We start from the raw sequence: 13,391 nt of genomic DNA, 5'->3' as shown, positions 1-13,391 counted from the left end.
CGCCGCGGACGGGATGTCACCGCCTCGCGGGGCCCTCACGGAAACGGAGCTGTCATGAACCAGAAGTCCGTCCTCATCTCCGGCGCGAGCATCGCCGGTCCCGCCCTCGCCCTCTGGCTGCACCGCTACGGTTTTCGCGTCACCCTCGTGGAGCGCGCCCCCGCCCTGCGTGACGGCGGCCACGCCATCGACTTCCGCGGTGCCGGAGTGGACGTCCTGAAGCGGATGGGTCTCTTCGAGGCCGTGCGCGAACACGACACCGGCATGCGCGGCATCACGGTGGTCGACGGCGCGGGCGAAACCCTCGCCGAGCTGCCATCCGAGGTCATGTCCGGTGAACTCGAAGTGCTGCGGGGCGACTTGACGCACGTTCTGTACGAGGCGACCCGACGCGACGCCGAATACGTCTTCGGGGACTCCATCGTCTCCATGGTCCAGGGAGCGGACGGGGTGCGGGTCGAGTTCGAGAAGGGCGAACCCCGCACCTTCGACCTCGTCGTGGGCGCCGACGGCGCCCACTCCAACGTTCGCCGCCTCGTCTTCGGCCCGGAATCGGAGTACGCCCACGACCTCGGCCTCCGCGGCGCGATCTTCTCCGCCCCCAACTACCTCGGCCTCGACCACCGCGGAGTGCTCTGCCGCCTCGGCGACAAGGCCGGGATGTTCTTCAGCGCCCGCCACAACACCGAGGCCCGCGCGGGCCTCTTCTGCGCCGACCGGACACTGGAGTGCGACCGGCACGACACCGCCGCCCAGAAACGCTTCATCGCGGAGCGGTTCGCGGGCGAGGGATGGGAGATACCGCGGCTGCTCGACATCATGGAGACCACCGACGACTTCTTCTTCGACACTCTCACCCAGATCCGGATGGACACCTGGTCGCGCGGGCGCGTCGTCCTCCTCGGCGACGCCGCCTACTGCGCCGCCCCGACCTCCGGCATGGGGACGTCACAGGCGATGGTCGGCGCGTACGTCCTGGCCGGCGAGCTCGCGACCGCCGCGGGCGACCACGAGACGGCCTTCACCGCCTTCGAGAAGGAGATGCGCGACTACGTGGCCCAGAACCAGCTCCTCGGCCGCCGCGCGGCCGCATCCTTCTTCCCGTCGGGCGGCGAGGGCGGCGAGAGCGGTGGGCACAGCGAGGCCGGTGAGGGCCCGGCGGCCAACGGTGTGCCCGAAGCTCCGCGCTCGACCATGGAGTTGAAGGAGTATCAGGTCTGAGCTGACGGCCCCTCCGGCGGGCACCCCGCTGCGGCCGGCACGCCGACGCCCTGGTTCAGGAAGTCCGTGCTGTCGGCCCACTGGTCCACGGCCCCCGTCAGCGGCCGGTCCCGCAGCCAGGGGTCCGTGACCGTGCGCGCCAGCGCCTGCGCGAAGCGCTCGGCGCGCAGCACCAGGAAGGGACGGGAGTGGTACGGCCGGGTCCTCGGGTCCACCGGGGCGCAGAGCCCCGCCGCGTTCTGCAGCTCGGCGACGGTCTCGTACGCACGGGTCAGCCGGCGCTCCCGCTCCGGGTAGTCCGTCGCCGCCAGCGCGCCGCGCAGCGAGGGGGCGAGCGATTCGGCCGCCGCGAGCTGCCGGAACGCGCTGCCGAGCCACTTGCCGTACGGCGCGTACCGGCGCTCCAGCAGCAGGCAGAGCCGCATCAGATCCCGTACCAGCCGCCCGGCCACCACCGCCGACCCGAGATCGTCCCCGACCTCCGCGCAGCGCCCCACGAACGCCTCCTCCTGCGAGATCCGCTGCCACTGGCAGGCCAGGAGATAGCGCCACACCTGCTCCGGGTACCACGCCAGCACGCGCCGCGCGGCGGTGAGGGAGCCGAGGCCGTCGTGGAACACCGCGCCGCCGGTCGTCTCGGCCAGCCGCTGCTGCGGCATCGCCAGCCATTGGCGGGTGCTGGGCTCCGTACCGGCGGCGTCCAGGCCGAGCCGCGCGCCGAGCCATTCGTCCACGTCGAGCACGGCCACGCGGTGGTTGACCGGCCCGTCGGTCGGCCGCATCCGGCCGACGGGGTCCAGCGGATCGGTGCTCTCCGCGAAGTGGGTCGGCCAGCCGCGCACCTGCTTCGGCAGCCGTTCGGCGAGCAGCCGGCGCAGATCCGCGCCGTGCCGGGCGCGGTCCCGCGGGGTGAGGAACAGCTCCAGCCGCGGCCCCCACTCGTGGTCCGCGGACCTCGGCGTATCGAAACCCAGCACCTCCGAACCGCCGCCCACTCGCGCGGCCGCGTACCGCAGCCCCGGATGCGCCGCGTCGAGGATCGGCCGCACCCCCTCCTCGTACAGCGCCCTGGACAGCTCGATGCCGGGTACGAATTCGGGTACGGGGCCGGGGATGGGGTCGGAACTGGGGGCGGGGGCGGGGCCAGGGGCGGACGAGGCGTCGGGGGTCGTCATGGCGGGACCGTGCCGGACGGCCGCGCGCCGCGGCAACCGGATTTCGCAGCCCCTACCCGAGGCGAACCGTTCATCTCCCTCCCTCTCCTTACGCTCTCCGAAGGAGGCCGCTTCCTACACTGGCTACCGCCGTGGGCCCCGGCGAAGACGGGCCCCGCGCGCCGCGATGCGGCGCGGGCGGAAAGCGGTTCGACGATGCGATGGGGGCCCAGATCTCGATGCGGGCGGTGGAGTGGACAGGAGAGCCGCGGGGACCACGGGGGCGACGGAGGCCGACGGTAGCGGCGGGGCCGAGGGGGTCGCAGTGCGGTTGAGGGTCGAGTTCACGACGGAGCCCTTCGACCTCGACGAGCCCCCGCAGCACGCGGTGATAGCGCGCGAGGTCGTGCAGTCCGCCTCGCTGGACGCGGTGGACGTCGGCCCGTTCGGCAACACCGCCGAAGGAACGGCGGACAGGGTGCTGACCGCGGTGGACTCCATGCTCCGCGAGTCCCTGGCTGCGGGCGCCACCCGAGTGTCGTTGCAGGTCAACGTCCTCGCGGAGGAGGACTCATGACGGGCGCGCGGGGTCGGCCCGGGGGTACGGGCGGGGGCGCGGGTGAGGAACCGCCGCCGACCGGGGGCCCTCAGCCGGTCGACGGGCCCCCGCCGGTCGAGAGGGTGGCGTCGCCGCCCGTTGACCATCCGTTCCTGCTGGCGATCAAGCCGCTCGTCGACGCGATGGGCGGCGATCTCGTCGCCCCGGAGCAGGCGAGCGGCGACGACGTCGTCCTCGCCTGGGAGGGCGCCGACCTGGTGGCCGTGCGGCTGCCGCACCTGTCGGACTCGCTCGACCACATACTGGCCGAGCTGGCCCGGCGGCACGGCATGCCGTTGTCGGAACTCGACCGCAAGACCAAACAGTCGGTCGTACGGGCCCTGGAACAGCGCGGCGCGTTCTCCGTGCGCCACGGTGTGGAGACGGTGGCGGGAGCGCTCGGCGTCAGCCGCTTCACCATCTACAACTACCTGAACAGGGAGAACGCGACCAACAGCACCGGGAACGCGAAGAAGGCCCAGGGCGCGGAAGGTGGGGAGTAGGGCTAGCGGCAGACCGCGGCCCGCTCCTGTGCCCGGGAGCGCAGGTGGAGGCCGACCCAGCTCCGGTACGGGCGCCAGGCCGCGGCGATCGCGGCGAGCCGGGCGGTGTCGGCCGCCGTCGCGGCGTCGAGGCCGTACGCGGCGGCCATGGCCTGGTGCATCCGGGGCTCGTGAACGGGGAAGACGTCGGGGTGCCCGACCCCTCGGATCAGGATGAGTTCGGCGGAGAACGGCCCGATGCCCGGCAGTTCCTTCAGGTCGGTCAGCGAGAACTCGATTGGCTGCGAACGGAGTTGACGGGCGTTCAGGCGATCGTCAAGGGCCGCGTCGGCGATGGCGCGCAGCCGCTCGGCCTTGAGGCCGGGCAGCCCCGTGAAGCGGTCGACGCGGCGCAGTGCCGTCGGGGTGGGGAACGCGTGGAGCGTGCGGCCCGCGACCTCCACGGCCTGGCCGTACTCCTCGGCGATACGGGCCTTGAGGCGGCCGCCCTGGTCCATGCGGAGCCGGTTGCCGATGACCGTCCAGGCGGCGGCCTCGTACGGCGAGTGGAACAGTACCGGCCGCAGCCCCGGGAACTCGGTCTGGAGCCCGGCGACCACCGGATCGGCGTCGGCGAGCGCGGCGAAGCCGGTGCCGTCGATGTCGAGGGAGAGGATGCGGGCGATATGGGCCCGTACCGCCTCGTCGGCCGCGCCGTCGGCGGTCGAGCGGACCGCCCGCCCGTCGACGTAGCGGGTGTACTCGGCGTGGACCGTGGCGGCGGGCCCGCCCGCCGTCTCCTCCTGTCGCACGGCGCACCCGATGACGCTCTCGCCGTCGTCGCCGGGGAAGGCGAGTCGCAGCACTCCGTCGGGGGAGTGCTCGTAGGCGGCCGGGGTGCAGATCTCCAGGAACCGGGCGGCGGCGGTAAGCGAGAACGGCCCGGCGGGGGTGAAGGAGACGGCGGCCATGGTCAGCCCGCCTGGGACTGGTGCACGGTCAGGGCATAGCCCTCGGGGCCGGCGAAGGAGAACATCGGGCCGAACGGGCTCTCCGTGATCGGGGTGTGGATCTCGACGCCGTTCGCGGTGAGGTGGTCGTGCAGGGCCTGCGTGTCGGGGGTGGCGAACCACAGGGCGATGCCGAGGCCGGGGCGGCCGGCGTCCAGGTCGGTGCCGGGCAGCGGTTCGCGTACGGCCATGGGGACCGGCTTGGTGTCGAAGACGACCGCGTGCGGGGGTGAGAAGGCGGCGCGGCGCAGGCCGAGGTTCTTCTCGCAGTACTCCGCCGCCGCCTCCAGGTCGCGTACCTGCAGGGCGAAGAAGTCGAGGCCGTCGATGCCGACAGTCATGGGTGTGCTCCTCGGGGGATCGGGTGATCGGGTGATGGGGGGATCGGGGGTGGGGTCGTTCCTCGGCGTCCGGACTCGATGCCAGGGCCCGACGCCCGGGCTCGACGCCAGGGGCCGACGCCAGTCCGACGCCAGGGGTCGAGCCAGGGTCCGACGCCGGAACTCGATGTCAGGACTTTGACATACTCGACGCTAAACCCGACCCCCGGAGATGTCAAAATATGGACATGCAGGAAAGCTCGCAGGTGGAACCGCCCCACCCGGCCGCGGATGTACTCGAACACGTGGGATACCGGCTCAAGCGCGCGCACGCGGCGCTGCGGGCCGCCATGGACCAGGTGCTGCGCGAGCACGGGCTGACCGTTCCGCAGTACGCCTGCCTGGAGGTCCTCGCCGCCCGGCCCGGCCTGTCCAACGCCGAACTCGCCCGCGCCACCTTCGTGACCCGCCAGTCCATGAACGTCGTCCTGCGCGGCCTCCAGGACGAGGGGCTGGTCACCCGCCCCTCGACCGTCGACCGCGGGCGCGCCCGCCCCGCCACCCTCACCGACGAGGGCCGCCGCCGCCTCGACGCGGCGCAGGTCGCCGTCTACGCCGTCGAGACCCGCATGGTCCGCGCGCTCCCGGACGGCCGGCTGGCCGCGCTCCTCGCCGACTTCGACCGGATAGCGGAGGCGCTGACGGACTGACGGGGCCGCCAGGGCGGCTGTACGGGCCGGGCGGGCCGCAGGGCTCGGGCGGGCCTGGATGGCTTCGCCGTTCGGGGAGTTGGGCGGGCTGTGCGGATCGGTCGGGCTCGCGTCGGCTCCTGGCCGCCGTTTTCATCGGATGGTTTCAACAAAGTGTTGACGCAACGATCTGGAGGGCGTTAGCTATGCGCAGCCGGCCCGCCGTCTCCGCGCGGCGGGCGACGCGAGCAGGCCCAGCGAATTCCCCAGATCGCCGCCACGGAGGCCCGTATGAGGCCCAGCACGGATCCGGTCCTCGCCTGGTTCAACACCGCCGACGATGCCGCGGCCCACGCCGCACTGCGCGAGGTCTGCGCGAGCGCGGAGTGGTGCGCGGCGGTCCTCGCGAGACGCCCGTACCCCGACCCCGAAACCCTCCTCGACGCCGCCGACGCCGCCACCGCCGGGCTCGGCGCGGCGGAGCTGGCCGCGGCCGCCGCCGGGCACCCGCCGCTCGGGAGCCCGACGCCCGGCGACGCCGTGTCCGCCCGTGAACAGCGCGGCATGGCCGACGCGTCCGAGCAGGTCAGAGCCGAGACGGCCGCGCTCGACCGGGCCTACCGGCAACGGTTCGGGCACGTCTTCCTGATCTGCGCCACCGGTCTGACCGGCGAGCAGTTGCGGGACGCGGTACGGGCCCGGCTCGGCAACACGCCCGAGCGGGAGAGCGAGATCGTGCGGGCCGAACTGGGGAGGATCAATCGCGTCCGGCTGACCCGCCTCATCACCGAAGGAGCCCTGCGGCCATGAGCACCGGCACCACCGGCACCACCGGCACTACCGACACCACGGGGCCCACCGACGCCGCCAGCACCCCCGCCTCGGTGTCCACCCACATCCTGGACACCAGCGCCGGCCGCCCCGCGCGGGGCGTTCCCGTCACGCTCTCGGTACGGGCCGGCGGCGGGGGCCGGTGGCAGGCGCACGGCGCGTCGCGAACGGACGCCGACGGGCGCTGCCGGGACCTTCCGCCGCTTCCGGAGTCGACTACCCACGCCCGGCTGGAGTTCGACACCGCGGAATACTCCCCCCGCGAGGCGTTCTTCCCCGAAGTGGTGGTCGCGTTCGCCGTCGCGCCCGGCGAGCACTATCACGTACCGCTGCTGCTCAACCCGTTCGGCTACTCCGTATACCGAGGGAGCTAGCACCGCCATGACTGTCCATTCCCGGCCGGCCCCCGCCGTCGTCCTCGGTCAGAACCAGTACGGCAAGGCCGAGTGTCATGTCGTCAGGATCACGCGGAACGGCGCCACTCACCACATCAAGGACCTCGACGTCTCCATCGCCCTCTCCGGCGACCTGGAGGAGGTCCACCTCTCCGGCTCCAACGCCAACTGCCTCCCCACCGACACGATGAAGAACACCGTGTACGCCTTCGCCAAACAGCACGGCATCGAATCCGCCGAGCAGTTCGGCATGCTGTTGGCCCGTCACTTCGTCACCGGCCAGGGCCCGATCAAGCGGGCCCGCGTCCGTATCGCGGAACACGCCTGGGAGCGGAACGACGGCGGCGGCCGGGCCGGGGCGGCCGTCGGCCATTCCTTCGTCCGCAAGGGGCAGGAGACCCGGCTGGCGCAGGTCACCTTCGACGGCGAGCGGTCGCAGGTCGTCTCCGGCCTCAAGGACCTGGTGGTCCTGAACTCCACCAACTCGGAGTTCTGGGGCTACATCAAGGACGAGTACACGACGCTGGAGGAGACGTGGGACCGCGTTCTCGCCACCGAGGTGTCCGCCCGCTGGCGGTTTAGCTGGACCGGCGAACCGCGGCCGGAGCCCGCCTGGGACCGCTCGTACCAGCAGGTCAGAGCGGACATGCTGCGGGCCTTCGCGGAGACGTACAGCCTCTCCCTCCAGCAGACCCTCTACGAGATGGGCGCGCGTGTCATCGCCGGCAGCGACGAGGTCGCCGAGATCGACGAGGTGCGGTTCTCGCTGCCGAACAAGCATCACTTCCTGGTGGACCTCAAGCCGTTCGGGCTGGAGAACGACACCGCCGACTCGGCGGTCTACCACGCGTCCGACCGCCCGTACGGCCTGATAGAGGCCACCGTCCTGCGCGAGGGCGCCGAGGCCGGGATTCCCCTGGACCTGACGAATCTCTGAGCGGGTTCGGGGAAGTACTGGCACTCCCCGCCGAGGGGAGCTCCCGGCCTTGGGGGCTCCCCTCCGGGGCTCCCCACCCCGGGGCGACGACGCAGCACGAAAGGACGAGGACGCACCATGGCAGCATCGGCAACCCCCGGCGCCGCAGCGCGCACGGTCATCGAGAACTGCGCCATAGCGACCGTCGACGCCGACGGCACCGAGCACGCGAGCGGCCACGTCGTCATCGCCGGCGACCGGATCGAGTCCGTGGGCGCGGGCCGGGCCCCGGACGGGCTCGCGAACGTCGTCCGGCGCGTCGACGGAACGGGCCATCTGCTCACTCCGGGCCTGGTCAACACCCATCACCACTTCTATCAGTGGCTCACCCGCGGCCTAGCCACCGAGTCCCGCCTCTTCGACTGGCTGGTGGCGCTCTACCCCGTCTGGGCGCGCATCGACGAGCCCATGGTGCACGCGGCGGCCCGCGGCTCGCTCGCCATGATGGCCCGCGGCGGAGTCACCACGGCCGCCGATCACCACTACATCTTCCCCCGGGGCGCCGGCGACCTCGTCGCGGCAGAAGTGTCGGCCGCCGCCGAACTGGGCGTCCGCCTCACCCTCGCCCGCGGCTCCATGGACCTCGGCTCCTCGGACGGCGGGCTGCCGCCGGACTTCGCCGTCGAGTCCACCAAGGACGCGCTCCTCGCGACCGAGGGGGCCATCGACGCGTACCACGACCCGTCCTTCGGCTCGATGACGCGGATCGCCGTGGCGCCCTGCTCGCCGTTCTCCGTCACCACCCAACTCATGAAGGAGAGCGCCGAGTTGGCGCGCCGCAAGGGGGTGCGGCTGCATACGCACGGGTCGGAGACCGTGCAGGAGGACCAGTTCTGCCGCGAGCGGTTCGGCATGGGGCCGACCGACTACTTCGAGTCGACGGGCTGGCTCGGCGAGGACGTATGGATGGCCCACTGTATCCACATGGACGACGCGGACATCGCCGCCTTCGCCCGTACGGGAACGGGCGTCGGGCACTGTCCGTCCTCCAACGCCCGGGTCGCGGCGGGCATCGCCCGCGTCCCCGCCCTGCTGGCGGCCGGCGTCCCCGTGGGCCTCGGCGTGGACGGCACCGCCTCCAACGAGTCGGGGGAACTGCACACCGAACTGCGCAACGCGCTGCTCGTGGGCCGCCTCGGCACCGACGACCCGGCAGCCCTGACAGCGCGTCAAGTGCTGCGCCTGGCAACGCGAGGAGGCGCGCGCGTGCTCGGCCGGGACGCCGAACTCGGCTCCGTCGAGCCCGGCAAACTCGCCGACCTGGTGCTGTGGAAGCTCGACGGCATCGGCCACTCCACCATCGCCGACCCGGTCGCCGCGCTCGTGCTGGGGGCCGCGGCCCCCGTGACGCTCTCCCTCGTGGGCGGCCGACCGGTCGTCGAGGACGGCCGGCTCACGACCGTCGACGAGGCCGCCGTCGCGCGGGCCGCGCGGGCCGAGTCCCGCAGGCTGGCGGAGATCGCGGCGTCGGCCTGACGCTCCCGCCGATGGCCGATGGCCGATGGCCGATGGCCGATGGCCGGTGGCCGGTGGCCGGTGGCCGGTGGCCGGTGGCCGGTGGCCGACCGTCGACCGCTGCCCGGCGTGGCGTGGCGTCGGCGCCACCCCAGTCCTGGCCGAGGGGGACGGCCCTCGGCCGGGCTCGCGGGTCCCGGAACGCCACCGGGCCCGCGAGCACCGGGCCGGGACGCGAACGAAGCTCCGCGCCCCGGCCCGGACCAGCTCCAGCCCAGACCAGCCCGTACGCGCTCCACCGCCCGCCCGACCGTACGCGCTCCACCGCACCCTCGCTCGTACATGCTCCACTGCCCACCCGCCCGTACGGAGGCCAGTGCACCCCCGTCCGTACGAGCGCCGCCGCACCCCCGGCCCGTACGAGCGTCCCAGCACCCGCGCCCGTACGAGCGCCAGCGCACCCCCGCCCGTAAACGCACCCTCCGCACCGCAGAACACCTCCCTGAAACCGTGCCATCGGCGGCACGACAAGCGACAGGAGGAACCGCCGTGACGTCAGCGCCCAGGTTCAGCAAGCGCGGTAGCGCCGCCGGCCAGTCGGAGTCGCCGAAGCGGCCGCGTGCGCGAGAGCGCGCGCGGCGATGGCGGGGGGCCGGGGGCGAGGCGGCTCACCCCGTGGACCGGATGCTGCCGCCCGGCCGGCTGCTGGCCGGTGGGTTGCAGCATGTCGCCGCCAGTTACGCGGGCGTGGTCGCGCCGCCGCTGGTGCTCGGTGCGGCCGTCGGCCTCTCGGCGCGCGACCTCACGTTTCTCGTGGGCGCGGCCTTGTTCACGGCGGGCATCGCCACGCTGCTGCAGACGCTCGGGTGCTGGCGCGTCGGCGCGCGGATGCCGTTCGTGAACGGGGTCTCGTTCGCGGGCGTCGCCCCGATGATCGCGATCGTCGACGCCCAGGGCGGCGGCCGTCTCAACGCCCTGCCCGTCATCTTCGGCGGCGTGATCGTCGCCGGGGCGCTGGGCTTCCTCCTGGCGCCCTACTTCTGCCGGCTCGTACGGTTCTTCCCGCCCGTCGTCAGCGGCACGGTGATCACCCTCATCGGGATCACGCTGCTGCCGGTCTCGTTCGGCTGGATACAGGGCGGCCACCCGGAGCGGCCCACGCCGCTGACCAACCTGGCGCTGGCGGCGGCGACGCTGGTGATCGTGCTGGTGCTGCGGCGCGTACTGCGCGGCTTCCTCCAGCAGATCGCCATACTCCTGGGCCTGGTGGCGGGCACGGTGATCGCGATACCCGTCGGGGCCGTCGACTTCACCGCGACGCGCCAGGCGGCGCTCGTCGGGTTTCCGACGCCGTTCCACTTCGGGGGCCCCGAGTTCCAGCTCCCCGCGATCATCTCGATGTGCGTGCTCATGCTGGTCTGCATGACGGAGTCCACGGCGGACATGCTGGCGCTCGGCGTGATCGTCGGCCGGCCGGCGGACGAGCGGACCATCGCCGCTGGGCTGCGCGCGGACACCCTGTCCTCCGCGGTCAGCCCCTTCTTCAACGGCTTCGCGAACAGCGCCTTCGCGCAGAACATCGGGCTTGTGGCGATCACCCGGGTGCGCAGCCGGTTCGTGGTGGCGGCGTGCGGCGTGATGTTCGTCGTGCTGGGGCTGAGCCCCGTCTTCGCCTCGCTGATCGCCGTCGTGCCGCAGCCGGTGCTGGGCGGCGCGGGCATCGTCCTGTTCGGGACGGTGGCGGCCAGCGGCGTCAACGTGCTGCTCGGGGCCGGGCTGGACAAGCCAGACAACCTGCTGATCGCCGCCACCTCGCTCGGCATGGGCATGATCCCCGTCATCTCCCGGACGTTCTACGACAACGCGGCCATCCCCGACGGCCTGAGGATCATCCTGGACTCGGGCGTCAGCGCCGGCTGCCTCACCGCCGTCATCCTCAACCTCGCCTTCAACCATCTGGGGAGGCGGCGGCGCGGGGCGGCTGAGACGGGGGCGGTTGAGAGGGGAGCGGCGGAGTCGGGGTCGGAGGAGTCGGGGTCGGAGGAGTTGGGGTCGGAGGAGCCGCCGATCCCGGCGACGCACTGAGGGCGAGCGGGAGCTCTCCCTTCCAATACATCGGATGTAAAGCGGCCATTGGGATCGATATATCGACGGAATCGCCCCTCATCACCCTTCAACCTCCCATTGACATCCCACCTTTAGCGGCCCTAAGTTCCGTACGCGGCCGGCCGGCCCTCCTGTACGCCCACCTCCCAGTCCAGGAGCCGCCATGCGTACGTCCCTCCCCAGACCCCGACCTCGCCCTCGACCCCGTCACCGAACCGTGCGGAGAACGCGGTTGCTCGCGCCGATGCTCGCGGCCGCCTTGCTGGCCGTCGTACTGCCGACCGGCTCGGCGGCAGCCCGGCCCGCTCACCGAGCCGCATCTGGCTCCGAGGGCCAGGCCGACGCCGACGTCCAGACCGGTACCGAGCACGCGCGGCAGCGGCCGGCGGCCGGCCCCGGCACCAACTTCGCGCCGGACGACCCCTTCACGGCCGACCGCACCAATTGGTGGCGGCAGGACCGGTTCGGGATGTTCATCCACTTCGGCGCGTACTCCAACCTGGAGGGCGAATACCGCAGGCCGGACGGGACCGTCTGCCGCGACGCCGAGTGGATCAAGCGGCAGTGCGCCATCCCGATGGACGCGTACGAGAAGCAGGCGCGCACCTTCGACCCCGCCGCCTTCGACGCCAAGGCGATCGTCAAGGCCGCCAAGGACGCGGGGCAGCGCTACATCGTCATCACCGCCAAGCACCACGAGGGCTACGCGATGTGGCCCACCAAGGTGAACACGTGGAACCTGCGCGACCACTCCGCCTTCGACAAGCGCCGCGACATCATGCGCGAGCTGAAGAACGCCGCCGACCGGGCCGGCATCAAGCTCGGTTTCTACTACTCGATCTGGGACTGGCACGACCCCGACTTCGCCGACCCGGCCACCTTCCCCAAGTACCGCGAGCGGATGTACGCGCAACTGAAAGAGCTGGTCAAGGGGTATGACCCGGCGCTGCTCTGGTTCGACGGGGAGTGGGACACCGACAACCCGCACAACCCCTGGACCGCCCGCGACGGCGAGTCCCTGGAGTCGTATCTGCGCGATCTCGACCCGAAGCTCATCATCAACAACCGCGTCGGCAAGCGCCGCGTGACCGACGGCGACTACGGCACACCAGAGCAGGAGATCCCCGCCGCGCCCGTGGACGGCCAGTTGTGGGAGAGCTGCATGACGCTCAACGGGCACTGGGGATTCGCCAAGTACGACCAGGACTGGAAGTCCTCCGCCACCATCATCCGCAACCTCCTCGCCACCGCGAGCCGCAGCGGCAACTACCTCCTCAACGTCGGCCCCGACAGACACGGCCGCGTCCCGCAGCCCTCTCTGGACCGGCTGAGCGACGTGGGCCGGTGGCTGCGCACGGCGGGGCAGGGCAGGGCGGTGTACGGGGCCGGGTACGCCGGTCTCGTCGAGGAGCCGTCCTGGGGCGCGGTCAGCCGCTCCCGCGGCGGGGCCGGCGACAAGCTCTACGCCTCCGTAACCGAATGGCCCACCGCCGGGAAACCCCTGCATCTCACAGCCCGGGCCCCGTTCCGAGTGACGGACGCGCGAGTCCTGGGCAGCCGACAGGGTGTCAAGGTCGCACCATCAGGCGACGGTTACGACATCACACCCGCCGGAGGGCCGACCAACCCGACCGCCACGGTCATCGAACTGACCGTCAAAACGCCCCGCCCCGCACCTCGCGGCCACGGCAGCGGACTGCGCGCCGACATCTTCGCCAATGACACCCTCAGCGGCCCGCCCGCGCTGACCCGCGTCGACCGCACCGTCAACTACTCCTGGAAATCCAGCGGTTCGCCCGCCCCCAGCATCCCCGCCGACCACTTCTCCACCCGCTGGACCGGCTCCCTCCAGCCCCGCTTCACCGACGCCTACACCTTCACCACCGTCTCCGACGACACCGCCCGCCTCTGGATCGACGGTCGCCTCGTCATCGACAACACCAAGCCCCACGACGCCGCCATCGACAAGGCATCCATCGCCCTGCGCGCCGGCCACAAATACGCCACCCGCCTCGAACACACCGAGCAGACAGGCGAAGCCACCATGAAACTGCTCTGGTCCAGCCCCAACCAACCCCAAGAAATCATCCCCACCACCCAGCTCTACCGCCACTGACAGCCACCGCCACCACAGGACGAGCCCGGCGACTCCGG

At 72.1% G+C, this 13,391-nt stretch carries 13 protein-coding genes; 10 read left to right on the top strand and 3 right to left on the bottom strand.

The window, feature by feature from the left end:
- The first annotated feature begins 54 nt into the window (after window positions 1–54).
- The gene (locus IF55_RS21075; RefSeq protein WP_063764014.1) at window positions 55–1,221 is read left to right on the top strand and encodes an FAD-dependent monooxygenase; all 1,167 of its coding nucleotides are present in this window, start codon (window positions 55–57) and stop codon (window positions 1,219–1,221) included.
- Here IF55_RS21075 and IF55_RS21070 read toward each other — a convergent pair.
- A complete protein-coding gene (locus IF55_RS21070) occupies window positions 1,212–2,396 on the bottom strand; it encodes a DUF4037 domain-containing protein (protein ID WP_078644936.1) in 1,185 nt (394 codons plus the stop codon). The two genes, IF55_RS21075 and IF55_RS21070, sit on opposite strands and share 10 nt — an antisense overlap.
- A gap of 304 nt (window positions 2,397–2,700) precedes the next feature.
- Here IF55_RS21070 and IF55_RS21065 point away from each other — a divergent pair, with 304 nt between their 5' ends.
- Window positions 2,701–2,952, top strand: a complete 252-nt coding sequence (locus IF55_RS21065) for a YkoF family thiamine-binding protein (RefSeq protein ID WP_030886037.1) — start codon at window positions 2,701–2,703, stop codon at window positions 2,950–2,952.
- 164 nt (window positions 2,953–3,116) lie between these two features.
- Window positions 3,117–3,476 (top strand): helix-turn-helix domain-containing protein, encoded by a 360-nt coding sequence (locus IF55_RS21060; RefSeq protein ID WP_048832288.1) that lies wholly within the window; start codon window positions 3,117–3,119, stop codon window positions 3,474–3,476.
- A gap of 2 nt (window positions 3,477–3,478) precedes the next feature.
- Here the strand turns inward: IF55_RS21060 and IF55_RS21055 are convergent, their stop codons facing one another.
- On the bottom strand, window positions 3,479–4,426 hold the full coding sequence (locus IF55_RS21055; protein ID WP_030886043.1) for a DNA-3-methyladenine glycosylase family protein: 948 nt from the start codon (window positions 4,424–4,426) through the stop codon (window positions 3,479–3,481).
- A 2-nt stretch (window positions 4,427–4,428) separates the two neighbouring features.
- Window positions 4,429–4,806 carry a VOC family protein gene (locus IF55_RS21050; RefSeq protein ID WP_030886046.1) on the bottom strand — a complete coding sequence of 126 codons (378 nt, stop codon included), beginning with the start codon at window positions 4,804–4,806 and terminating at the stop codon, window positions 4,429–4,431.
- 227 nt (window positions 4,807–5,033) lie between these two features.
- Between IF55_RS21050 and IF55_RS21045 the strand changes: the two genes are divergently transcribed.
- The 7 genes from IF55_RS21045 to IF55_RS21015 all read left to right on the top strand — a co-directional run bounded on the left by IF55_RS21045 (window position 5,034) and on the right by IF55_RS21015 (window position 13,353).
- Complete coding sequence (locus tag IF55_RS21045; protein WP_030886048.1) at window positions 5,034–5,495, top strand: MarR family winged helix-turn-helix transcriptional regulator; 462 nt, start codon at window positions 5,034–5,036, stop codon at window positions 5,493–5,495.
- Between the two features lie 270 nt (window positions 5,496–5,765).
- Window positions 5,766–6,284, top strand: coding sequence for a 2-oxo-4-hydroxy-4-carboxy-5-ureidoimidazoline decarboxylase (uraD, locus tag IF55_RS21040; RefSeq protein WP_030886051.1), 519 nt, complete (start codon window positions 5,766–5,768; stop codon window positions 6,282–6,284).
- Window positions 6,281–6,679, top strand: coding sequence for a hydroxyisourate hydrolase (gene uraH / locus IF55_RS21035; protein WP_078644866.1), 399 nt, complete (start codon window positions 6,281–6,283; stop codon window positions 6,677–6,679). The genes uraD and uraH overlap by 4 nt, the downstream gene beginning before the upstream one ends.
- A 7-nt stretch (window positions 6,680–6,686) precedes the next feature.
- Window positions 6,687–7,637, top strand: a complete 951-nt coding sequence (gene pucL, locus IF55_RS21030; RefSeq protein ID WP_030886058.1) for a factor-independent urate hydroxylase — start codon at window positions 6,687–6,689, stop codon at window positions 7,635–7,637.
- Window positions 7,638–7,754: 117 nt separating this feature from the next.
- Window positions 7,755–9,152: an 8-oxoguanine deaminase gene (locus IF55_RS21025; protein ID WP_030886061.1), complete on the top strand. Its 1,398-nt coding sequence runs from the start codon at window positions 7,755–7,757 to the stop codon at window positions 9,150–9,152.
- Window positions 9,153–9,680: 528 nt separating this feature from the next.
- Entirely contained in the window at window positions 9,681–11,216 is a 1,536-nt protein-coding gene (locus tag IF55_RS21020; RefSeq protein ID WP_398243899.1) for a nucleobase:cation symporter-2 family protein, read from the top strand.
- A 184-nt stretch (window positions 11,217–11,400) separates the two neighbouring features.
- Window positions 11,401–13,353 (top strand): alpha-L-fucosidase, encoded by a 1,953-nt coding sequence (locus tag IF55_RS21015; RefSeq protein WP_048832259.1) that lies wholly within the window; start codon window positions 11,401–11,403, stop codon window positions 13,351–13,353.
- Window positions 13,354–13,391: the final 38 nt, after the last annotated feature.

It is taken from the genome of Streptomyces varsoviensis (assembly GCF_000718635.1).
Classification (GTDB): Bacteria; Actinomycetota; Actinomycetes; order Streptomycetales; family Streptomycetaceae; genus Streptomyces; species Streptomyces varsoviensis.
The sequence above is the reverse complement of the archived record's forward strand: the minus strand, read 5'-3'. Positions and strand labels throughout refer to the sequence as shown.

Excerpts from the sequence above, each read along its gene's own strand:
- IF55_RS21060 (WP_048832288.1), top strand. The coding sequence starts at position 3,117 with ATGGGCGGCGATCTCGTCGCCCCGGAGCAGGCGAGCGGCGACGACGTC.
- pucL (WP_030886058.1), top strand. The coding sequence starts at position 6,687 with ATGACTGTCCATTCCCGGCCGGCCCCCGCCGTCGTCCTCGGTCAGAAC.
- IF55_RS21045 (WP_030886048.1), top strand. The coding sequence starts at position 5,034 with ATGCAGGAAAGCTCGCAGGTGGAACCGCCCCACCCGGCCGCGGATGTA.
- IF55_RS21025 (WP_030886061.1), top strand. The coding sequence starts at position 7,755 with ATGGCAGCATCGGCAACCCCCGGCGCCGCAGCGCGCACGGTCATCGAG.
- IF55_RS21055 (WP_030886043.1), bottom strand. The coding sequence starts at position 4,426 with ATGGCCGCCGTCTCCTTCACCCCCGCCGGGCCGTTCTCGCTTACCGCC.
- IF55_RS21050 (WP_030886046.1), bottom strand. The coding sequence starts at position 4,806 with ATGACTGTCGGCATCGACGGCCTCGACTTCTTCGCCCTGCAGGTACGC.
- IF55_RS21015 (WP_048832259.1), top strand. The coding sequence starts at position 11,401 with ATGCGTACGTCCCTCCCCAGACCCCGACCTCGCCCTCGACCCCGTCAC.
- uraD (WP_030886051.1), top strand. The coding sequence starts at position 5,766 with ATGAGGCCCAGCACGGATCCGGTCCTCGCCTGGTTCAACACCGCCGAC.
- uraH (WP_078644866.1), top strand. The coding sequence starts at position 6,281 with ATGAGCACCGGCACCACCGGCACCACCGGCACTACCGACACCACGGGG.
- IF55_RS21070 (WP_078644936.1), bottom strand. The coding sequence starts at position 2,396 with ATGACGACCCCCGACGCCTCGTCCGCCCCTGGCCCCGCCCCCGCCCCC.
- IF55_RS21075 (WP_063764014.1), top strand. The coding sequence starts at position 55 with ATGAACCAGAAGTCCGTCCTCATCTCCGGCGCGAGCATCGCCGGTCCC.